Origin of the sequence: Methylobacterium sp. 1030 (genome assembly GCF_040544715.1) — a bacterium.
Classification (GTDB): domain Bacteria; phylum Pseudomonadota; class Alphaproteobacteria; order Rhizobiales; family Beijerinckiaceae; genus Methylobacterium.
On the sequence record NZ_JBEPKM010000021.1, the window covers coordinates 46,864 to 67,607 of the forward strand.

The 20,744-nt window shown below is 72.4% G+C and carries 20 protein-coding genes and 1 pseudogene; 11 read left to right on the forward strand and 10 right to left on the reverse strand.

The window, feature by feature from the left end; all coding sequences use genetic code 11:
• Positions 1-542 precede the first annotated feature (542 nt).
• Both ABIC30_RS25910 and ABIC30_RS31855 read right to left on the reverse strand, forming a co-directional pair.
• Entirely contained in the window at positions 543-3,695 is a 3,153-nt protein-coding gene (locus ABIC30_RS25910; protein ID WP_354456321.1) for a WD40 repeat domain-containing protein, read from the reverse strand.
• A 385-nt stretch (positions 3,696-4,080) separates the two neighbouring features.
• Positions 4,081-4,963, reverse strand: a pseudogene (locus ABIC30_RS31855) (transposase).
• 489 nt (positions 4,964-5,452) lie between these two features.
• Between ABIC30_RS31855 and ABIC30_RS25925 the strand changes: the two are divergent.
• Positions 5,453-6,781, forward strand: coding sequence for an alpha-amylase family glycosyl hydrolase (locus ABIC30_RS25925; RefSeq protein ID WP_103985951.1), 1,329 nt, complete (start codon positions 5,453-5,455; stop codon positions 6,779-6,781).
• Positions 6,782-6,834: 53 nt separating this feature from the next.
• Here ABIC30_RS25925 and ABIC30_RS25930 read toward each other — a convergent pair whose 3' ends face one another.
• Together ABIC30_RS25930 and ABIC30_RS25935 are read right to left on the reverse strand one after the other, a co-directional pair.
• Positions 6,835-7,218, reverse strand: coding sequence for a hypothetical protein (locus ABIC30_RS25930; RefSeq protein WP_020096299.1), 384 nt, complete (start codon positions 7,216-7,218; stop codon positions 6,835-6,837).
• Positions 7,219-7,601: 383 nt separating this feature from the next.
• Positions 7,602-8,021: an RNA polymerase subunit sigma-70 gene (locus ABIC30_RS25935; protein ID WP_234081646.1), complete on the reverse strand. Its 420-nt coding sequence runs from the start codon at positions 8,019-8,021 to the stop codon at positions 7,602-7,604.
• Between the two features lie 260 nt (positions 8,022-8,281).
• Here ABIC30_RS25935 and ABIC30_RS25940 point away from each other — a divergent pair, with 260 nt between their 5' ends.
• The 6 genes from ABIC30_RS25940 to ABIC30_RS25965 all read left to right on the forward strand — a co-directional run bounded on the left by ABIC30_RS25940 (position 8,282) and on the right by ABIC30_RS25965 (position 12,379).
• Positions 8,282-9,742: a helix-turn-helix transcriptional regulator gene (locus ABIC30_RS25940; RefSeq protein WP_205833901.1), complete on the forward strand. Its 1,461-nt coding sequence runs from the start codon at positions 8,282-8,284 to the stop codon at positions 9,740-9,742.
• 95 nt (positions 9,743-9,837) lie between these two features.
• Entirely contained in the window at positions 9,838-10,008 is a 171-nt protein-coding gene (locus ABIC30_RS25945) for a CsbD family protein (protein WP_020096302.1), read from the forward strand.
• Between the two features lie 90 nt (positions 10,009-10,098).
• On the forward strand, positions 10,099-10,602 hold the full coding sequence (locus tag ABIC30_RS25950; RefSeq protein WP_020096303.1) for a CsbD family protein: 504 nt from the start codon (positions 10,099-10,101) through the stop codon (positions 10,600-10,602).
• 77 nt (positions 10,603-10,679) lie between these two features.
• The gene (locus ABIC30_RS25955; RefSeq protein ID WP_354456324.1) at positions 10,680-11,603 is read left to right on the forward strand and encodes a PhnA-like protein; all 924 of its coding nucleotides are present in this window, start codon (positions 10,680-10,682) and stop codon (positions 11,601-11,603) included.
• Positions 11,604-11,700: 97 nt separating this feature from the next.
• The gene (locus ABIC30_RS25960) at positions 11,701-11,904 is read left to right on the forward strand and encodes a CsbD family protein (RefSeq protein WP_020096305.1); all 204 of its coding nucleotides are present in this window, start codon (positions 11,701-11,703) and stop codon (positions 11,902-11,904) included.
• 79 nt (positions 11,905-11,983) lie between these two features.
• Positions 11,984-12,379, forward strand: a complete 396-nt coding sequence (locus ABIC30_RS25965) for a CsbD family protein (protein WP_020096306.1) — start codon at positions 11,984-11,986, stop codon at positions 12,377-12,379.
• A 138-nt stretch (positions 12,380-12,517) separates the two neighbouring features.
• Here the strand turns inward: ABIC30_RS25965 and ABIC30_RS25970 are convergent, their stop codons facing one another.
• From ABIC30_RS25970 to ABIC30_RS25985, 4 genes are all read right to left on the reverse strand, one after another.
• A complete protein-coding gene (locus ABIC30_RS25970) occupies positions 12,518-12,847 on the reverse strand; it encodes a DUF6285 domain-containing protein (RefSeq protein WP_020096307.1) in 330 nt (109 codons plus the stop codon).
• Positions 12,844-13,884, reverse strand: coding sequence for a phosphotransferase family protein (locus tag ABIC30_RS25975; protein ID WP_020096308.1), 1,041 nt, complete (start codon positions 13,882-13,884; stop codon positions 12,844-12,846). The genes ABIC30_RS25970 and ABIC30_RS25975 overlap by 4 nt, the downstream gene beginning before the upstream one ends.
• Before the next feature lie 17 nt (positions 13,885-13,901).
• On the reverse strand, positions 13,902-15,080 hold the full coding sequence (gene bktB / locus ABIC30_RS25980) for a beta-ketothiolase BktB (protein WP_020096309.1): 1,179 nt from the start codon (positions 15,078-15,080) through the stop codon (positions 13,902-13,904).
• Between the two features lie 96 nt (positions 15,081-15,176).
• Positions 15,177-16,382, reverse strand: a complete 1,206-nt coding sequence (locus ABIC30_RS25985; RefSeq protein WP_020096310.1) for an acyl-CoA dehydrogenase family protein — start codon at positions 16,380-16,382, stop codon at positions 15,177-15,179.
• Between the two features lie 165 nt (positions 16,383-16,547).
• Here ABIC30_RS25985 and ABIC30_RS25990 point away from each other — a divergent pair, with 165 nt between their 5' ends.
• The 4 genes from ABIC30_RS25990 to rclC all read left to right on the forward strand — a co-directional run bounded on the left by ABIC30_RS25990 (position 16,548) and on the right by rclC (position 19,426).
• Complete coding sequence (locus tag ABIC30_RS25990) at positions 16,548-17,261, forward strand: TetR/AcrR family transcriptional regulator (RefSeq protein WP_051123804.1); 714 nt, start codon at positions 16,548-16,550, stop codon at positions 17,259-17,261.
• Between the two features lie 86 nt (positions 17,262-17,347).
• The gene (locus tag ABIC30_RS25995; protein WP_020096312.1) at positions 17,348-18,331 is read left to right on the forward strand and encodes a cupin domain-containing protein; all 984 of its coding nucleotides are present in this window, start codon (positions 17,348-17,350) and stop codon (positions 18,329-18,331) included.
• 87 nt (positions 18,332-18,418) lie between these two features.
• Positions 18,419-18,766, forward strand: coding sequence for a carboxymuconolactone decarboxylase family protein (locus ABIC30_RS26000; RefSeq protein ID WP_020096313.1), 348 nt, complete (start codon positions 18,419-18,421; stop codon positions 18,764-18,766).
• A 36-nt stretch (positions 18,767-18,802) separates the two neighbouring features.
• Complete coding sequence (rclC, locus tag ABIC30_RS26005; RefSeq protein ID WP_020096314.1) at positions 18,803-19,426, forward strand: reactive chlorine resistance membrane protein RclC; 624 nt, start codon at positions 18,803-18,805, stop codon at positions 19,424-19,426.
• A gap of 7 nt (positions 19,427-19,433) precedes the next feature.
• Here the strand turns inward: rclC and gph are convergent, their stop codons facing one another.
• Together gph and ABIC30_RS26015 are read right to left on the reverse strand one after the other, a co-directional pair.
• Positions 19,434-20,132 (reverse strand): phosphoglycolate phosphatase, encoded by a 699-nt coding sequence (gene gph / locus ABIC30_RS26010; protein ID WP_020096315.1) that lies wholly within the window; start codon positions 20,130-20,132, stop codon positions 19,434-19,436.
• A 120-nt stretch (positions 20,133-20,252) separates the two neighbouring features.
• Positions 20,253-20,597 (reverse strand): MliC family protein, encoded by a 345-nt coding sequence (locus ABIC30_RS26015; protein WP_020096316.1) that lies wholly within the window; start codon positions 20,595-20,597, stop codon positions 20,253-20,255.
• Between the last annotated feature and the right edge of the window lie 147 nt (positions 20,598-20,744).

The window sequence follows — 20,744 nt, forward strand, 5'->3', positions numbered from 1 at the left end:
GGCTATACCGCTCCCCGCATGTCATCTGCATATGGCGTCGGCCGTCCCCGGCGCCAAGGTCGCGGACAAGCTTGGACGAACTGGTTCCGGATCGACACCGCGCCGAGCCGTCGGCGAACAATCGTAGGCAATGCGAGCACCGCCGCCGCAAAGCATCCGGCCTCGCGTCGCGCGCGATCGGGCGGTGCGGCATCTCCCGGGCGCGTTCATGCCCTGCCGGCCAGGGTCAGCGGAGCCAGGGCCGCGGGTTTTGGACCGTGTCGTGCCAACGCGGCGCGACCCAGCCGCGCCTGCATTTCCGCCCCGCCCGCCGCGGGCGTCGCATCGAGACTAGCGGACCTGATCGGGCGCCCGTCGCCGAGCATCGCAACGTGCGGGGAAAGGATATTCGAACGCGCCCGTCCCCTTTGGGTCGACTTGCGTCCGGCGCCCGCTCGCACGGACCTCGAGGTCCCCGATGGTGGCGTCCGGTTTCGCTGCCGTGAGGCGGCAGATCTTTGCGGTTCGCGGGCGGCTCGACCAAACCGAGGCCCACGCCTGAGTCATTGTCCGGAAATTTCGAAGCGGCCGCAGATCTCCGCGCGTGAGAGGAGAGCCGGCACGTCGGAGTCTAGCCGGATCTCAACGAGCGGGTTCCAGCGGCGGCAGATCTGCCTCAGCACCCCATCCGGGGTCCAGTCCCAGAGCCTGAGGATCGCGCCGTCCAAGGTCGCGAGCCGCTCCGTTCCCGATCTTCCGCGGTGGAACGCGATACTTGAAACGGCGCCCGGAGTCGGGAGGTCGGCGATCGCCCGGCCCGTTGCGACATCGATGACCCTCACCCCGGTCTCGCCGGCCGGCACGGCCAGGAGCGAGTCGTCGCGGTTGAACGCATACGGTTGCTCGCTCGACCGCAGGCGGTCGGGTCCGACGCGTCGCGGAAGCCCTCCGAGGCCCGACGCATCGGCCATCTCGAGATGGCTACCGATGTCTATCAGCACCGAGCGGCCCGTCGGCGAGACATGGGCCGCAGTCAGGGACCCGTGCGTGGGTGCGCGGTCGGTGACCTCGTGGCATGCGTATGCGGTGGATCGGGCCACGCACCTGCCGATCGTGTCCCGGCTGGCCGGGCGGGCGCCGGAGGTGCAGGCGCAGGCGGCTCCGCCGCGCAGGCGCACGACCAGCGCAGCCCCGCCACGCGAGAGGTCCACGCCCTCCACGTCCCCCTCGAAGGTCAAGGACCGCGCCGGCGCGGCCAGGCTTCGGACGGTCACGGATCCGGGTCCGTCGACGATGGCCCAGGCGCCGTCCGCGACGGCGCCTCTCGCCGTTCCCTCCCACCGCCCGACGGGTTGGCAGCTCTTCTGATCCCAGACGCTCAGCCACCACGCCTTAGAGGCGCCTGCCACGCCGTGGGTGGATATGTTGGCTGGTCCCGGGCCCGGGACGAGGGCCCGGACCATCTCGACGTCCCCCTCCGAGTTCGGATGCTGCAAGAGCCCGCATCCATCCAGCCGATCGCGCAACGGGAGCAAGTGCACCTTGGTTGACATGCGACCCGCCACGATCGTGACGCCGCCTTGAACGACCGCTTCCCTGGGATCCTCCTCGACGTCCCCGATCCGGCGCGGGATGGCACCGTCCTCCGGGTCGACGGCGAAGACGGCGGTGCGCCGCACGCCGCCCGCGTTCCGCCCGTAGCCCGGTTTCCCTCGGCGGTGCATCGGCCAGACCACCAACTGTCCCTCGTCCCCAGCGGCGAACCCGCCGATCCCGGCTAGCCTGAGGGCCTCCGCCTGCGCCAGGGGCCTGACCACCTGCATGGTGCCGTCATCGGAGAACGTGAGCGCCCGCTCCCCATCCGGGTCGAACAACACGCCCCGCGGAGCGGCGCGGTGGACGGCCGTCCCGAGCGGCGCCAGGCCCGAGAAGGAGACGAAACGGACCGACCGGTCATGGCTAGTGACCGCTAGCGCGCGTTCGTCCCCGCTGATCGCCAAGCCGACATTGGCACTCGAGTCGGGAATCGAGGCACCCACCTTCCCGTCGAGGTCGCGCCCGACGCTCGCGACGGCCGTCGGGCGCGTCTCGGAGCGACGAAGCCGAAGGTCGTCGAGCCCGTAGACGCTCAGGCCGCCTTCAGCGTCCGCCACGGCCAGCTCGTCGCCCCGTCCCGTCACGGCCATGCCGTAGATCGGCTTCGGGTGTGCCGACTGCCGCGGTTGGCCCAACTCGTTCCCGGCGAGGCCGAACACCGAGATGACGCCGTCGATGCCGACCGCCACCAGCCGCCCGCCGCGCACCGCCAGTCCGTAGACGCTGGCCGGCATGTCCGAGACCCCGTTCTCGGCGAAGCGAGGATCCATCACGCGCGCGAGCTTGTTCCCGGGGGCTATGGCGTCGCCCGCGATGGGGAAGCCCCAGATCTCGGCCTTCTGGCTGAGGCCGGCCAGGACGCGTCCCCGGGCGGCGTCGAGGGCCAGGGCGTCCACCCGGTCGCCGATCAGGCCACGCCCGGTCTCCGACAGCAGCGGCGGCCCGCCGTCCGTATGCAGGGAAAGACGAACCAGCCCCCGATCCGTCCCCACGAAGAGGATATGACGCGACGCGTCGTACTCGAGCGACCGTATGCCCGAGCTTTTGAGGTCGAGCGCGGCGTGGACGTCACCGGTCCGCGGATCGACGAGACGCAGCACGCTGCTTCGCCCTCCGACTGCCACCCATCCCGTGTCGCCGAGGTATCTTGCCGTCCAGGCGGAATCGCCGCCGCCGGGCGTCAGGATCGTCTCGATCGGGACCATGCCCTCGCTGGCGAGGTAGCCGGCCTCGATTGATCGCGCGCTTGGGCTCAACTGGAGCGCGCCCGCCGCGTACGCCAACGCCGACGGAAGGGCGCCCGCGCCCTCGCCGACCAGCATGCGCGATCGCTGGAGCCAGGACTCCGCCTTGGCCCGGTCATCCGCGGCTTGGCGCGCCTCCGCCTGGATCCAGACCGCGCCGCTGCCGACGGCCGCGAGCGTGAGGAAGCCAGCCGAGATCACGCGCGTGCGGGTCTTGCGCCACGCCTCTTCGCGCTCCCAGGCCGCCTCGACCTCGCCGACGCTGAGGTCGGCGCCCAGGACATCCGAGAGGAGCAGGGTGGTCAGCCGGGCGGCCTCCTCCCTGAAGCTCCTGACCTTGTCCCAGCGCGGCAACGAGCGCCAGAGCGCGGCGCGGCGGCGCGACGCGCCCGTCGCCCGGATCGCGGACGTCAGCACGCGGTCCTGATACCAGCCCCTCAGGTCGATGTAGATCGCGGTTTCGCCGCCGCCCCGCGCCAGCAGGGCCGGCGGCATCACCTCGCCGAGCGTCGTCTTCCGGCCGTGCGTCAGGGCGAAGTACACGGGCGCGCCCGGCCGGTTCTTCACCCACCAACCGACCTCATGGTTGATCCAGGGGTGGAACCTCGACAGAGGGCCGCAGAACACGATGAGAGCCCGGCTCCTTCCGAGATAGCCCTCGATGATGTCCGCGACATCCTCCGGGCCACCGGCCGCGCGGCTCCGGCGCGGGATCTTGAAGTCCCTGCCGTCCACGCAGAGCTCGAGCTTATGCCGAAGTTTGCTGGGTAGCGTGCGACGTCGGTGGAACCCCTCGACGAAGACCTCTGCGGCACGGACCAGGTCGCGGTCGGGATCCGTCGCGTAGGTCGCGAACGCGTCGTAATCGTATTTCACAGTCGCCCCGCCCCGATCGAGCCGGTTCAGTGTCGACCTGCCGGCGTGACAAGATATTCCGTCTGCCAGCGTCGTAGCACCTTCAGCGCCGGCCGGTCTCGCTGCCTGGACTTGACCTGACGTGCTGTGGGCCCACATCGCGGCCCTAGTGGCACGATGGTTCGGCATCCTGTCCCGGCGCAGAGTCGGAACGGGGACAAAGCAGAGTCGATCGACCGATCGGATCTGCTTGGATGCCAGGCCTCGTCGCAATCGAACGCAGTAAAACACCCGCGACCTGACAAATCTATTTATAAAAACGACGAAGCCGGCGCTCAACTGCTCCGTTTAAGATTTGACCTGATCGGTATTTTGGACCGAGCCGATTGAGCGACTGTCTTGCCAGTCAAGCGGTTTGCCATGGCGTTCCGTCTCTCGAGATGGCGTTGAGGATCGTGATCAGCTTTCGAGGGGTGGCAATCAGGGCGACGAGCCTAAGCTTGCCGGCTGCGATGAGCCGACCACGGAAGGTTTTCAGCGTGGCGTGGTGACGGCTGGCTACCATGGCCCCCATGAACAGCGCCGTGCGGACAGGCGCGCGACCGCCCGCGATAAAGCTACTGCCGCGCCACTGACCGGATTGCCGCATCCAAGGGGCCAGGCCGACAAACGCGGCGACTTGCTTTCGGTCAAGGCCCCCAAACTCGGGCAGCTCTGCGATCAGGGTTCGTGCGATCGTCGGTCCAATACCAGGCACAGAGGTCACAAGGGTCACCTTCCTGCGCCATGCAGGCGACCGGTCTAACGCTGCATCAATGGCGCGCTCAATCACACCCCGCTGCTGCTCCAACGCCTCTTTGACGCGCCGGACGCTGTCTCGAATGTCGGCCAACACGGAGGGCACATAGCGATGCGTGTTGCGGTGCAGACCGACGATCCGGCAGACGTGGCGTTCCGAGAGGCCGTACCTCTCCCGGATGCCCGCAATTGCCTGCCGGCGGCGCTTGGGGGCTACACGTTTCCCGAGGCGACGCCAGAACCTGCGTTTCCAGGGACGGATCCGCCGCAAGCCGCCGCAACCGAGCGTTCTCGCGCTTCAGATCCTTCATCTTCCGCGCCTGATCGACGTTGGAGGCCGCCGTACTCCTTGTGCCAGCGAAAACAGCTCTGCTCGGAGATCCTGTCTCCTTGCAAGCCAGCGCCAAGCTTTTGCCCTGCGCCGGTTGCACCTCGATCTGCCGCAGCTTCAGAACACCCCATTCCGCGCTCGATTCCTGAGCTCGCCAAATGGCTCACTACTCTGGCTCTGGCTGATCCTCTCGATCAGCCCGGTCCAAAGCCAGCCAGTCAGGTCACGTCCGCGTGGCCAGTGGGTTAGATCCGAGTTCCATGCCTATAAATCCCCGATTCATCCCCGTTTTCATCCCAGAAAGTCGAGAGCAGCCAACATGTTGAGGCGCGACAGGGGGTTGGCACCGGGCGGGGTTACCGTCCCCTCAGCTCCACCAGGCTTTCCTGGTGACAAGACAGCGTCCCGGTTCCGCAGCGATAGCGCTGGCGCGGCCGGGACTTAGCGCCGGTCCGCGGAGATCTCTTCCCGCCCCGCGCCACCTGCCCGATCCCACATCCCGACCCGTGACCGCGCCCCGCCCCAGATCTTGGTCCGGGCTGCCCGGGGATCCCCCGCCGCGAGCCGAGGCCGCGTCCGGGCCGGCGGCGAGCCTGCAACCATCGCGGCGCGGCAGGGTTCGGTCCCGATCGGAGACGGAGGAGGTCGCGTGGCGTCCTGGATCGAACAGGCAGTCTGGTGGCAGGTCTTTCCCCTCGGCTTCGTCGGAGCCCCCGACGAAGCCGATCCGGCCGCACCGGTCACGCACCGCCTCGCCCACCTGCACGGCTGGCTCGACTACGCGGTCGAGCTCGGCGCGTCCGGGCTGGCGCTCGGGCCGATCTTCGCGGCCTCCACGCACGGCTACGACACGATCGACCATTTCCGCATCGACCCGCGCCTCGGCGACGAGGCCGATTTCGACGCCCTGGTCGCGGCGGCCCGGGCCCGCGGCCTCCGCGTCCTGCTCGACGGCGTGTTCAACCATGTCGGGCGGGCGCACCCGGCCTTCCAGGACGTCCTGCGGCACGGGCCCGAATCCGAGCGGGCCGGCTGGTTCCGGCTGTCCTGGCCGCGGGGCTCCGGCCCGGGCATCGAGCCGGACTACGCCTGCTTCGAGGGACACCGGCAGCTCGTCACGCTCAACCACGACGACCCGCGCGTCGCTGACCACGTCGCCGCCGTCATGGGCCACTGGCTCGCCCGGGGCGCCGACGGCTGGCGGCTGGACGCGGCCTACGCGGTGCCGCCGCGCTTCTGGGCGCGCGTGCTGCGGCAGGTCCGCCTCGCGCATCCGGAGGCCTACATCGTCGGCGAGGTGATCCACGGCGACTACGCCCGCATCGTGCAGGACACCGGCATGGATTCGGTGACCCAGTACGAGCTCTGGAAGGCGATCTGGAGCGCCCTCAACGATCGCAACCTGTTCGAGCTGGCCCACGCCCTGGACCGGCACAACGGCCTTCTCGACAGGTTCGCGCCCCTGACCTTCGTGGGCAACCACGACGTGACGCGCATCGCGAGCCGGCTCACCGACGAGCGGCACCTGCCGCACGCGCTGGCGATCCTGCTGACCTGCGGCGGGACGCCCTCGATCTATGCCGGCGACGAGCAGGCCTTCCGCGGCGTGAAGGAGGAGCGGGTCGGCGGCGACGACGCTATCCGGCCGGCCTTCCCGCCGACGCCCGCGGATCTCGCTCCCTACGGCTGGCCGATCTACCGGCTGCACCGGGACCTGATCGCCCTCCGGCGGCGCCACGCCGGACTCCACCGCGCGCGGGCGCGGGCGCTGCACCTCGCCAACGCGCAGATCGTGCTCGCGCTGGGCGACGGGAGCGCGCGGGTGCTGACGGCCCTGAACCTCGCCGACGCGGACGCGACGCTGCCGGTGCCGGAAGCCCGGGCGATCGAGGCCGGCACCGGCGATCTCGCCGAGGCCGGCAGCACCGGCGCCCGCGTGACCCTTCCGGCCCACGGCTGGGCCGTCCTGACCGTGTGACCGCCGCGCCTCGGCCGGAAAGGGGCCGGAAAGAGGCCGACCGCCCGCTCTCCCTAGCCGGTGCGGCGGGCCGTCCAGCGCCCCGCGCAGGCACCGAGCCCGGACAGCGTCCAGCGGCCGGTCCCGGCGGACCCGCGCAGGCGGCCCGTGACCGAGACGCTGGCCAGCCCCTTGCGGATCGTGCCGGTGATCCGGCCGTCCGGCCCTGCCCGGCCGGAGGCGTCGACGCCGTTGCCGCCGACGTCGTCCACGGTCCCGTCCCGGATCACGATGGGATAGCTGTAGGGCCCCGTGCAGCTCCCGCTCTCCGCGGTGGCGATGACCGACCATGACCCGTCGAACCGGTTGGCCGCGGAGGCTCCCGTCGCGGCGCAGACGGTCGTGCAGGCGGTCAGGATCAGGGCGGGCGCGAGCCGTGCGGCGCGAAGTCGGGTCATCGTCTCCTCAGTGATGGTCTCGGATCTCGGATGGGATTCCTCCGTGCCGGGGGGATCCGTCGCGCGGCACGGCGCGCGGGCGGACCGTCAGTCGGTGCGGTCGCACGACGGAGCGTCGGGAGCCGGAGCACGGGGTGAAAGGGCAACGGGCCGGACGCGCGCCGGGAGCGGCGCGGGCGCCCGGCCTCGCGGCCGTGCCGGACAAGAGGGCCATCCGCCCGGCACAACCTCGGGAAAGGGGCGCGGAACCCGGCGGCGCCCGACGGCGCACGGCGCGTTCCACGACCGCGATATGGGGCCTAACACATTCGTGGGAATGAGATATTTTTACCAGTACGCCGTGTTTCTCACCGGCTCCGCGGGATGCCACGCGCCGACATGTCTCAGCGGGCCATCCCGGCAGACACGCCGTTCCGCGACAGGCCGGTCGGCCCGGCGCGGCCGCCCGCGGGGCGGCTGCGCAGGAACGTGTCGAGCCATGCGGGCATCCCGGTTCCAGGCCGGAACGCCGCCCGGCGCTCCCAGGCCTTCAGGAGGGTGAGCCGGACGAGGTCGTCCCCCTGGACATCGCCCGCGATGGCGTCGCGGGTCAGCATCAGCGCGCGGCGGCGCAGGTCCGGCACGGCGTCGACCAGCGCCGCCCCGAAGCCGACCGGGACCTGCCCCTCGGCCTCCGCGGCGTCCGCGGCCTCCGACAGGCGGTCGAGCAGGCGTCTTAGACGCGAATTTTCCTCAAGTTCTGCAACTTCTGGAAAATTCTCGCGCCGACTCGTACATGATGTCGCACCCGGGGCGGAGATCACGTCCCCGTGTTCCGCGGTCCCCCGCACTAGTCGGTCAATATCCTGCACGGTCGGCATGGCCACGTCTTCTGGGAAGGGGGGCCGAGAGCGCGCGGGAACGGCGTCGCGGCGTTGCGAGCATTTATCTTTGGCTCAAAACGCCCGCGTCAATGGTGCGCGTATACCAGGAAAATAACTTAGATGAGGGAACCGGCTTGTGCGCAACCCGTTTGTGCCCCGCTGCCGACAGGGCAGTGACCGCGTGAAGGGGTGCAGAAGCTGTGACGGCGGGCGTCGACAGGCATGAGCTCCGGCAGATCATCGCCGGCCTGAGCGAGGGCGTGATCCTGGTCGAGCCCGACCAGACCATCGCCTACGCCAACGCGGCCGCCCTGGCGATGCACGGTGCCGAGAGCCTCGACGAGCTCGGCCCAACCGTCGACGCCTATCGCGACCGCTTCTGCCTCCGATACCGCAACCATATCACGCCCAACCAGTACCCGATCGAGCGCGTGATCGCCGGCGAGCGCTTCCACGACGTGGTGGTCGAGGTGCGGCGGGCCGACAAGCCCGACATGGACTTCGTGCACTCGCTGCGCAGCCTCGTGGCCACGGACCGCGACGGCAACCCGAGCTGCCTCGCGCTGATCCTGAAGGACGTCTCCGACCAGTTCGAGGCCGAGGAACGGTTCGAGCGCACCTTCAACGCCAACCCGGCCCCGGCCGTGATCACGCGGCTGTCCGACCTGCGCCACGTCAAGGTCAATCACGGCTTCCTGGAGATGACCGGCCACACCCGCGACGCCGTCATCGGCCGCAGCGTCTACGAGGTCGACGTCCTGGCCGGCGCGCGCAACCGCGACCTCGCCGTCGCGCGGCTCAACGCGGGCGGCACGATCCCGCAGATGGAGGCCTGCCTCGACCTGCCCGACGGCGGGAGCCGCTTCGTGATCGTCGCCGGGCAGCCGATCGAGATGGGCGACGAGCCCTGCATGCTGTTCACCTTCGCGGACCTGGAACTGCGCCGGAAGGCCGAGGCCGCCCTGCGCCAGAGCGAGGAGCGCTTCGCCAAGGCGTTCCGGATGACGCCGATCCCGACCGTGCTGGTGCGGGCCGAGGACGGCCAAGTCACGGGCGTGAACGAGGCGTTCAGCCGGGTCTTCGGCCTGGGCGGGGACCGCGTCGTCGGCCGCTCGCTGGAGGAGGCCGGCCTGTGGGTCGCCGAGAAGCAGCGCCTGCAGGTCGAGGCCGCCCTGGAGCGGCAGGGCTACGTGCTGGGTCTCGAGGTGTGCCTGCGCCACGAGAGCGGCGCGAACCTCGACTGCCTGGTCTCGGCCGAGCGGGTCGAGATCAACGAGACGGCCTTCGTTCTGCTGGTGCTGCAGGACATCACCGCGCGCAAGCACTCGGAGCGGGAGCTGTTCGACGCGATCGAGACGGTGATGGCCGACACGTCGTGGTTCAGCCGCGGGCTGATCGAGAAGCTGGCGAACCTGCGCCGGCCGGCCCGGGAGGGCGGCGACGCGGCGGCGCCGAGCCTGACCGTTCGCGAGCGCCAGATCCTCAACCTGATCTGCGCGGGGCTCGGCGACGACGCGATCGCGCGCAAGCTCGGGCTGTCGCGCAACACGGTGCGCAATCACGGCGCCGCCCTGTACCGCAAGATCGGCATCCACAAGCGCAGCGAGGCAGTCGTTTGGGGGCGCGAGAACGGCTTTCCCCTGAACATCTCTGACGGATGAATACCGCCATACTGGTACAACTAAACCATTGATCCGGCGCGCCCGGCGTACATCTTCCGCTCGGCAAGGGTTTTCTCACGCATGACGAGGCGCCCATGACCGAAGACAGGAAGACACCGTCCGCCGAGCACCTCAAGGGCTCGGTGAAGGAGGCCATCGGCAAGCTGACCGGCGATGCCCGGACGGAGACCGAGGGCCGGCGCCAGAAGCGCGACGCGCCCGGATCGAAGGCCGGCTCCGGGCCCGCGGGCTCCGGCCCGCGCTGACGGACGTCACCCGGCGCCTCACGGTGAGGCGCCCCCACCACGAGCGCGATCGCGGAGGCGGTCGCCGACGCGACGACGAAGGAGAACGACATGGTCGATACCAATCGGATCACGGGCGCGGCCCGGGAACTCGGCGGCAAGGTGCAGGGCGCGTTCGGCGACCTGACCGGCTCGCGGCGGGACTCGGTCGAGGGCCGCGCCCGCGAGGCCGCCGGACAGGCCGAGACCCTCTACGGCCAGGCCAAGGACACCGTGCGCGACGCGGCCGACCACGTGGCCGACGCGGCCCGCGACTTCGGTGGTCGGGTTCGCGACGCCGTCGACGATCTCGGGGCCGACGACGTCGAGGCCCGCGCCCGCCGCGCCCAGGGCGCCGCGCAGGACCAGTACGCCCGCGCCGAGCGCGGCGTCCGCCACGCCGCCGAGGAGGCGTACGACTACGCCGAGGACGCCTACGCGCGCGGCAGCCACGCCCTGCGCCGCGGCACCCGCGAGGTCGGCCAGCAGGTCGCCGAGTACCCGCTCGCCGCCCTGCTCATCGCCGGCATCGCGGGCTTCGGCCTCGGCCTGCTCGTCAGCGCCCGCCGCGACTGAGCCGCGTCCCGGCCGCCCCTGGGCCGTCCGGGCCGGCGGCCCCACGAATTTCAGCGATCCACCACCGGAGTGACAGCGTGACCACCATCCAGACCGTTGCAACGCCCTTCGCGCCGGACGCGCACGCCGACACGCGCGCCGTCCTGCTCAACCAAGTCTCCTGGGGCGCCATCTTCGCCGGCGCCGTGACCGCGCTGGTCACCCAGGTGATCATCAACCTCGTCGGCGTCGGCGTCGGGCTGGCCTCGGTCGGCACGACCGCCGCCGACAATCCCTCCGCCTCCACCGTCTCGATGGGTGCGGGCGCGTGGTTCGTCGCCTCGGGCCTCGTCGCCTCGCTGGCCGGCGGCCTCATTGCCGGGCGGCTCTCGGGCAAGGCCCTTCCGGGTGCGGCCGCCCTGCACGGGCTGGTCTCCTGGGCGGTCACCACCCTGGTGGTGCTGTACATGCTGACCTCGGCCGCCAGCGGCCTGGTCGGCGGCACGCTCGGCACCGTCTCGAGCGCGCTCGGCGGCGCCGGCAACCTCGTCGGCGGCACGGTGCAGACCGCCGCCCAGGCGGCGGCGCCGTCGCTGTCGAAGATCTCGAACCCGCTCGACGGCATCGAGGACAAGGTCCGCCAGCAGGCCGCCGGCCAGGACCCGCAGGCCGCCAAGGACGCGGCCGTGGCGGCGGTGAAGGCGGTCCTGACCGGTGACCCGGCCCAGAAGGAGCAGGCCAAGACCCGCGCCGCCGACGCCCTGGCCAAGGCGCAGGGCATCACGCCGGATCAGGCCAAGGCGCAGATCGACGACTACCAGAAGCAGTACGAGCAGGCGGTGGCCAGCGCCAAGCAGAAGGCCGAGGCCGCTGCCGTGACGGCGAAGTCGGCGGCCACGCAGGGCGCGTTCTACGCCGCGCTGGCGCTGATCCTGGGTGCGCTGGCGGCGTATGTCGGCGGCCGGATGGGCGCGCCCAAGCCCGCGACCCTGCTCGGCGCCTACGAGACCCGGCGCGTCTGACACCTCCCTCTGACACCTTCACCGGCCCCCGCGTCGATCGCGGGGGCCACCACCGGCCGGGGAGACCGGCCTCACCAGCGAAGCAGGAGCACACGCGATGAGCAGCACGACCGACAAGATCAAGGGCCTGGCCAACGAGGCGGTGGGCAACGTCAAGCAGGCGGCCGGCAAGGCGACGGGCAACGACAAGCTGGTGGCCGAGGGCAAGGCGCAGGAGCTGAAGGGCGAGGCGCAGAAGACCGTCGGCGACGTCAAGGACGGCGCCAAGTCCGTCGCCGACAAGATCACCGGCAAGCACTGATCCGTCCCGCGGCGCCGGCTCCCCGGCGCCGCCGCCCCCGCCGAGGCGGGGCTCCATTCCCCGACACCAGGAGAGCTGCATGAACCGCGACCAGATCCGCGGCGCGTCCCGCCACCTCAAGGGCCGCGCCCAGACCGCCCTGGGCGGCCTGACCGGTGACCCGGCCCGCCAAGTGCGCGGCGCCGTCAATCAGGTGGCCGGCGGCGCGCAGTACGCCTACGGCCGCGCCCGCGACCGCGCCGAGGACCTCGCGGAGGACCTGGCGGAGGACAGCCGCCATCTGGCCGAGGCCGCCCGGAGGCGGGCCGACCACCTGATCGACGAGGGCCGGGACCGCGCCCGGGACGCGCGCCGCCGCGGCGCCGATTACGGCCGGCAGGCGATCCGCACGGCCGACGCCAACCGCACCAACACCCTGCTGGGCCTGGCCGCCGTCGCTTTCGCGGCGGGATGGCTCGTCCGCCGCACCCGCTGACGGAGGGTTTACCGATGCTGCGCAAGCTCCTGACGGCCTTCATCGTGCCGAAGCTCATCGCCTATCTCGGGCGCCGCTACGACCGGCGCCGGGGCACCGGCCGCACCTACTGACGCCCGGATCCGGAGCCCGGGATCGCTAGCCCGGGGCCTTCCAGATGCCGGCGGCGATCCGTGTCGTCTCGACGAGCGCGGCGTGGAGCGCCGCGTCCCCGTCGCGCCGGCCGGCGCGGAGCGCCGCGACCAGCTCGGCCGGCGATCCGGCGCCGCCCAGCGCCCGCTCCCAGGCCCCGGCCGCCGCGCCGGCCTGCGCGATCTCCCGCATGACCACGCCCATCGCGTTGGCGGCCATCAGCAGGACGTAGCGCTGGCGCCCCGACAGGGCCGGCGCGACCTCGTCGAGGAGGCTCTGCCGGGCGACCGACAGGAGGGCGGCGCCCGCGGGCGCGTCCAGGAAGGATTCGCTCATCGGGCTCCCCACCGCTCGGGCGCGGTCTCGCGCAGGATCGCGGCCTCGAGTTCGGGCACCATCCGGCCGGTCAGCGCCAGCTCCAGCGACGTCTCCTGACCGGAGACGTGGCGGTGGCCCTGCTCCAGGGCGATCACCGCCCAGCGCAGATGCGCCATGACCTCCCAGTAGCGCACCGCCTCCGGCTCGATCGCGCGCCCGCTCTCGGCCTCGTAGCCGCGGTAGAAGGCGGCCCGCGGGGCGATGCCGCCGGCCTCCAGGTCGGGCCGGCCGAAGCGCCAGCAGGCGGCGCAGAACCAGCCGATATCCTGGACCGGGTCGCCCCAGCCGGCGAATTCCCAGTCGAGGATCGCCGTCAGGCCCTCGGCATCGACCATGTAGTTGCCGGTGCGGAAGTCGCGGTGGACCAGGACCGGCCGGGGACAGGGCGGCGCGTGGAGCTCGGCCCAGCGCAGGCCCCATTCGAGGGCCGGGCGCGCGGCGCCGATCCCGTCGAGACTCGCCCGGAGCGCGCGGATCTCGGCCAGGGCCGGCTCCGGCTCGGGCGCGCCGAGGAAGGCGAGGTCGTCCGCCGGGGCGGTGCCCGGGCCGGCCGCCGGCAGGATGCCGTGCGTCCGGGCGAGCTCGCGGCCGAGCCGCTCGGCCAAGGCCGCGCGGTCGCCGCCGAGGCTCGTGTCCTTGACCACCCGCGGCCCCAGCCCGATCCCGGAGACGAGGCCCATCAGCGCGAAGGGCGCCCCGACCACCCCCGGATCCGCGCAGAATCCGACCGGCTCCGGCACCCGCACGCCGGCCGCGAAGGCGGCGCGCAGGATCCGGAACTCCTCCGCCCGCGAGCGGCTCGACGCGATGGTGGCGGCCGCGTCCTTGCGCAGGACGAAGCTCCGGGGCGCGCCGTCGACCCGGCACGACAGCATCCAGTTCTCCTGGATCGAGCCGCCGGTCAGCGGCCGGGCGTCGTCGAGCGCGACCGACCCGGCCTCCAGGGTCCGGCCGATCCAGGCGCAGAGCGCCGTCCTCTGATCCACGTCCAGCATGGTGCCTCAGGGCCGCGTCACGGGACGCGCTCGAGGGCCATGGCGATCCCCTGGCCGCCGCCGATGCACATGGTCACGAGCCCGTAGCGGCCGCCGGTCCGGGCCAGCTCGTAGAGGGCCTTGACGGTGATGATCGCCCCCGTGGCGCCGATCGGGTGGCCGAGGGCGATGGCGCCGCCGTTCGGGTTGACCCTGTCGGGATCGAGGTCGAGGGCGCGGGAGACCGCGCAGGCCTGCGCCGCGAAGGCCTCGTTCGACTCGACGACGGCGAAATCCGCCGCCCGCAGGCCGGTCCGCTCCAGCAGCCGCCGCACCGCCGGCACCGGGCCCATGCCCATCTCGGACGGGTCCACGCCGGCGTGGGCGTAGCCGACGATGCGGGCGAGCGGCGTCGCGCCGTCGCGCGCGGCCCGCGCGGCGCTTGACAGGACGAGGGCCGCCGCGCCGTCGTTCAGCCCCGAGGCGTTGCCGGCCGTGACGCTGCCGGTCTTGGAGAAGGCCGGGCGCAGCTTGGCGAGGTCCTCGGCGGTCGTGGCCTTCGGGTGCTCGTCGGTGTCGAAGGCCACCGTCTCGCGCTTGCGCTGGACCTCGATCGGCAGGATCTGCTCCCGGAACCGGCCCTCGCGGATCGCCCGCGCGGCGCGGGCCTGGCTCTCGGCCGCGAAGGCGTCCTGCGCGTCGCGGGGGACGGCGTAGCGCGCGGCCACGTTCTCGGCGGTGACGCCCATGTGGCCGTTGCCGAACGGGTCGGTCAGCGCGCCGAGCATGTAGTCGACCAGCACGGCGTCGCCCATGCGCGACCCGGTCCGCCCGGTGGTCAGCAGGTGGGGGGCGCGGCTCATGCTCTCGGCGCCGCCGGCCACGGCCGTCTCGGCGTCGCCGAGCAGGATGGACTGCGCGGCCGAGACGATCGCCTGCAGGCCGCTGCCGCAGAGGCGGTTGACCGTCATGGCCGGCACCTCCGCGGGAATCCCGCCCTCCATCGCCGCGACGCGGGCGATGTAGGCGTCCCGGGGCTCGGTCGGGATGACGTTGCCGAGGACCACGTGCCCGACCGTCTCGGGCGCGGTCCCGGCGCGGCGCAGCGCCTCCGCGACGCAGCTTGCGGCGAGGACGGAGGGCGGCGTGCCGGCCAGCGCGCCGCCGAACGTGCCGATCGCGGTGCGCACCGCGCCTGTGATCACGACCTCGGTCATACTCTCGGCTTCCTCTCGGCTTCCCTGTCTGGCTCGGCCTGCCGACGCGCCCCGCGCGGCGGGCGGACGGTGTCGGCCCCGCTCAGGCCCCGACGCTCAGGCCCCGACGTCCCACGACCAGAAGGCGTCGCCCTCGGCCTCGAGATTGCGGTTCAGGACCATCTTGTGGACCTCGTCGGCCCCGTCCACGAGGCGCGCCTGCCGGGCGTAGCGGTAGATCCACTCGAGGGGCGTGTCGGTGGAGTAGCCCCGCGCGCCGTTGATCTGGATCGCCGTGTCGGCGGCCGCGTGCAGGAGGTTGGCCACGTGGACCTTGGCCATCGACACCTCCTTGCGGGCGAAGCTGCCCCGGTCGAGGGCCCAGGCAGCCTTCATCACCAGGAGGCGGCCGATCTCGATCCGCATCGCGAGGTCGCCCAGCATCAGCTGAATGCTCTCCCGGTCGGCCAGCCGGATCCCGAAGCCGTGCCGCTCGGCCGCGTAGGCCCGGGCGATCTCGACGCAGCGCTTCGACAGGCCGAGCCAGCGCATGCAGTGGGTCAGCCGCGCCGGCCCGAGGCGGATCTGGGTGAGCTTCAGGCCGTCGCCCTCGTTCATCAGGACGTTCTCGGCCGGGATCTCCAGGCCCTCGAACAGCAGCTCGCAATGGCCGCCGTGCTCCTCCGGCCCCATGATCGGGATGCGGCGCAGGATCCGCCAGCCGGGCTGGTCCCTGTGGAACAGGAAGGCGGTCAGCCCTTTCCGCGCGTCGTCGGAGGTGCGCGCCATCAGGATGAAGTGCTCGGCCTCCTCGGCGCCGGTGATGTACCACTTGCGGCCGGTGACCACGTAGCCGTCGCCCCGCCGCTCGGCCCGGGTCTGGATCATGCCGGGATCGGAGCCGCCGCCGGGATGCGGCTCGGTCATGGCGAAGGCCGAGCGGACCCGCCCCTCCACGATCGGCGCGAGCCAGCGCGCCTTCTGGTCCGGGGTCGCGACCTTCTCCAGCACCATCATGTTGCCGTCGTCGGGCGCGGCCGAGTTGAACACGACCGGGCCGAAGATCGAGCGGTTCATGGCCTCGTAGCAGACCGCCATGCCGACCTTGTCGAGCCCGGCGCCGCCGGTCTCGGGCCGCAATTGCAGGCACCACAGGCCCTCTGCGCGGGCGAGGCCGCGCAGCCGCGTCAGCTCGGCGAGGCTGATGTTGCCGTGGCCGTCATAGGCGGCCGGATCGGCCTCGAGCGGCAAGATGTGCGCGTCCACGAAGGCCGCGATCCGGGCGCGGTAATCCTCGACGCGCGGGGAGATGGTGAAATCCACGGGCCCACCTCCTGGGTCGGTGCCGACGACGAAAATCGAGCGAGCGCTCGCTTTTTATCGCCTGGATTCGCGCCTGGCAACGGGCTAGACCTCGGGAGCCGCTCCCGGTCGTGGCCACCGCGGGCTGGCGCGACGACGAAACGACGACGGCGCGACGATGGATCGATGAGCCCCGCAGACGCTCTTCCGGCGAACTTTCCGGCACACCTTCCGGTGAAGGACGCCTACGCCACCGAGGCGATCTGCGCGCGGATCCTGGCGCGGCACCGGGACCGGATCAGCGTCCGGAAGGACCATGTCGCCGTCGCCAACCTCGCGCGGATCATCGAGGCGGTGCTGAAGCTGTCGAGCCGGCAGGGCTTCCACGAGACGAGCCTGCGCGACCTCGCCCGGGCCTCGGGGCTCAGCATGGGCGGGCTCTACTCGTACTTCGACAACAAGAACACGCTGCTGGTCATGATCCTCACCGAGGTGGCCGAGACGGCCGAGGCGGTCCTGCGGCAGGCCCCGGCGGGGCTCGCGGCGGATCCGGCCGCGCATCTGCGCTGGCTGATCGAGACCCATATCCGCCTGACCGAGGCGATGCAGCCCTGGTTCGTCTTCGCCTTCATGGAGGCGAAGGGCTTCCCGGCCCCCGCCCGGACGATGGCGACGGAGAGCGAGGCCGCCACGGAGCGCATCTTCGCCGAAGTCCTCGCCCGCGGCGCGGCGGCGGGCGTCTTCGCGGTCGCCGACGTCGACCTCACCGCCGCGCTGATCAAGCCGCTCCTGCAGGACTGGTACGTGAAGCGGGCCAAGCACCGGAAGCGCGGGATCCCGATCCAGCGCTACATCGCCGGCGTGACCGCCTTCGTCGAGAAGGCCATCGCGGCGGGCTGAACCGGCGCGGCGGACGAACACCCCCTGGTCGGGGCCGCCGCGCGCCCTTATGCCGGGCCCGGAGGGCATTCCGGAGCGCGGGGAGCATGGCCGGACCGATCGGGCGCCGCGCGGACGCACACGGAACCGCCGGAATCGACGATCCGCTGAGCGGCCTCGCGCCGCTGCTGCGCGTGCGGCCGCACCTGGACGACGTCTGCCGGTTCGGCGGCGCCTGGGCCGCCCCGCACGCGCCGGAGCCGACGCGGCAGGCCTATTTCCACCTCGTGACGCGCGGCCGCGCCACGCTGCGGCGGCCTGGGGGTGCGCCGCTGCAGGTCGCGGCCGGGGACATCCTGCTCCTGCCGCGCGGCGACGCGCACCTGTTCCACGGCGCGGGGCCGCCGCCGTCGACGCCCCTGCCCGTCGCGGTCCGCCACGCGCACGATCTGCGGTTCAAGACCACCGTCGGGGCCGAGCCGGACGTCGAGCTGATCTGCGGCCGCCTGGCCTTCGAGGCGGCGCCCCAGACCCTGATCGTGACCGCCCTGCCCGACCTCCTCGTCCTGAGCGTCGGCACCGAGCCCCTGGCCACCCGCTTCGCGCCGCTCCTGGCGGGCATCCGCGAGGAGCTGAACGACCTCCGCGCCGGGTCGGTCGCGGTCGCCGAGAACCTCGCGAGCGCGCTGTTCATGATGATGCTCCGCGCGCATCTCGAGGCGTCGGCCCCGGCCGAGGGCCTGCTGCGCCTCCTGGGGCAGCCGCTCACCGCCCGGGCGGTGCTCGCGATGGTGCGCGACCCGGTGCATCCCTGGACGCTGGACGAACTGGCCGCGACGGCCGCCGCGTCGCGGGCGAGCCTCGTGCGCGCCTTCCGTGGGGCGGCGGGCGTCGCCCCGCTGGAATTCCTCACCGACCTGCGGCTCGGGCTCGCCCATCACCGCCTGCGCACCGAGACGGTCCCGCTGGACCGTCTCGCCGCGGAGGTCGGCTACCAGTCCGCGCCCGCCCTCAGCCGGGCGTTCCTGCGCAAGTACGGGATCCGCCCCGGACAGGCGCGGCAGGCCGAGGCGCCCCCGCAGGCGGTTTGATCCGCCCGGTCATCGGCCTGCGCCGCGCGGTCATCGAGGGCGCGGCCGGCCCCGACTACCTTCCTCGTCATCACGAAGGAGGTCGTCATGCACATGATCGATTGGAACAGCTACCGCCAGCAGGTCACCGCCGGCGTCGGACACTTCGCCAAGCTCAGCCCCGACACGGTGCGGGGCTACGGCACCCTCAGCACGGCGGGCCAGAAGACCGGCCAGCTCGACGCCAAGACCCGTGAGCTGATCGCGGTGGCGGTGGCGATCTCCCTGCGCTGCGACGGCTGTATCACGGTCCACACCGACGCCGCCCGCAAGCTCGGCGCCACCGAGGCCGAGCTGGCCGAGGCCCTCGGGGTCGCCACCAGCCTCAATGCCGGTGCCGCGGTCGTCTACGCGACCCGCGCGCTCGACGCCTTCGCGGCCTCCGCCGAGGCGTAGCCCCTCCCCCCATCCGATTGAGCAAGGAATCGTGCCATGAACACGCAGGTTCGCCGCGTCCTCGGCCTCGTCTCCGGGCCGGGCTCGAACCGCCTCGGCCTCCAGGCCATGCGGGTCGCCATCGCGGTCATCTTCCTCTGGATCGGCGCGCTCAAGTTCGTGCCCTACGAGGCCGACAGCATCACGCCCTTCGTCGCCAACAGCCCGGTGATGGCGTTCTTCTACGCCCACCCCGACCAGTACGCGCAGCACCTCACCCACGAGGGCGAGCTCAACCTCGCCGCCCGCGCGTGGCAGACGGCCAACCACACCTACGCGTTCTCCCGCGGACTCGGCACGGTCGAGCTGCTGATCGGCCTGCTCGTCCTCGTCGGGCTGGCGTCGCGGCGGCTGGGTCTGGCCGGCGCGGTGCTGGCCTTCCTCACCCCGGTGGTGACCCTGTCGTTCCTCGTGACCACCCCCGAGGCCTGGGTCGCCGCGCTCGGCGACGCCGAGCACGGCTTCCCCTACCTCTCGGGTGCCGGGCGCCTCGTCCTCAAGGACGTCACCCTCATGGCCGGCGCGTGGCTCGTCCTCGCCGACAGCGCCCGCGCCGTCCTCGAGCGGCAGGCCCGGGCGCCGGGCGCCCCCGCCCGCCTCGACCTCGCGGCAAGCCGCTAGGAGTCCCCTAGGAGGCCGGGGTGCCGCCCGCGGGCAGCGCCCCGATCATCGCCCGCAGGCCGCCGATGTCGTCGAGGACGGCGTCGGCGGTCCGCGCGTCGTCCGGGCGCCCGTAGCCGTAGCGGGCCAGGATGGCGGCGGTGCCGGCGGCGCGGGCGGCCGCGATATCGTGGTGCATGTCGCCGACCATGACGGCCCGCCCGGGCTCGACCCGCAGGCGACGCAGGGCCTCCCGCAGCGGCGCGGGATCGGGCTTGCGCTCGGGCAGCGTGTCGCCGCCCACGACCGTGTCGATCAGCGGCGCCAGCCCCACCGCGTCGAGGATCAGGCCGGTGGCGCGGGCCGGCTTGTTGGTGACGATCGCCAGCGCGTAGCCCGCCGCCCGGAGGTCGCGGACCGCCGCGGCGGCGTTGGGGAACAGGGCGGTACCGGCGGCCGCGAGCGGCTCGTACACGGCCAGGAAGGCCGGCAGCAGGTCCGGCGCCCGCTCCGGATCGCCGCCCGAGGCCCGCAGGGCGCGCCGCAGCAGCGCCACCGCGCCGTCGCCCACCATGGCCCGCATCGCGGCGGTCCCGACCGGCGGCAGGCCCTCCCGCGCCAGGGTGGCGTTCAGGGCCGTCCGGAGATCGGCCAGGCTGTCGACGAGGGTGCCGTCGAGGTCGAGGAGGACGGCGTCGAAGCGCGACGGGGGCGCGGGCGCGGGCAAGGAACGTCTCCGCGTCGCGGGCGACGCGCGGCGGGACGCCGACGCCTCAATCTCCGGGACGGGCGGTTCCTAGCGGGTCCGGCGCTGCCGGGCCAGGGTCCGGCACGCGCCCCGAGCAGCCTAGCGCGGCTTGGCGTCGGCCGGCGTCCGGTCGGTGCAGGTGACCGGCGTGCCGGCGCCGTCGGTCCACGTGACCGACCGCCCCTTGCCCCGCAGCTCGTGCGTGGCGTCGGCGTAGCGGAACCCCGACCCGCTCAGCTGCACCGGCAGGGTGACGGCGGCGCCGTTGTCCGGCCGGACAACCGCCCGCTCCGGCCCCGCGGCGTTCAGGAAGGTGACGGCCAGCGTCCGACCGTTCGGACAGGCGAAGGTCACGTCGATCGTCTCGGCCTGCGCGGGCGCGGCGGCCACGAGCAGCCCGCCGACGAGGATCGCCAGCCGGGCGACGTGGACACGGATTCTCATCGGCCTCTCCTGAGCCCCGCGGCCGCGGCCGCGACGACGATCATCGCCGGGATGTCCTGTCCGGGCAATCGGCGCCGACGGCACGCGAGGCGGTCGGCCGACCCCCATCCACCAGTCCCTGGAAGAGTAGATGGAGCAGCGAGGCAA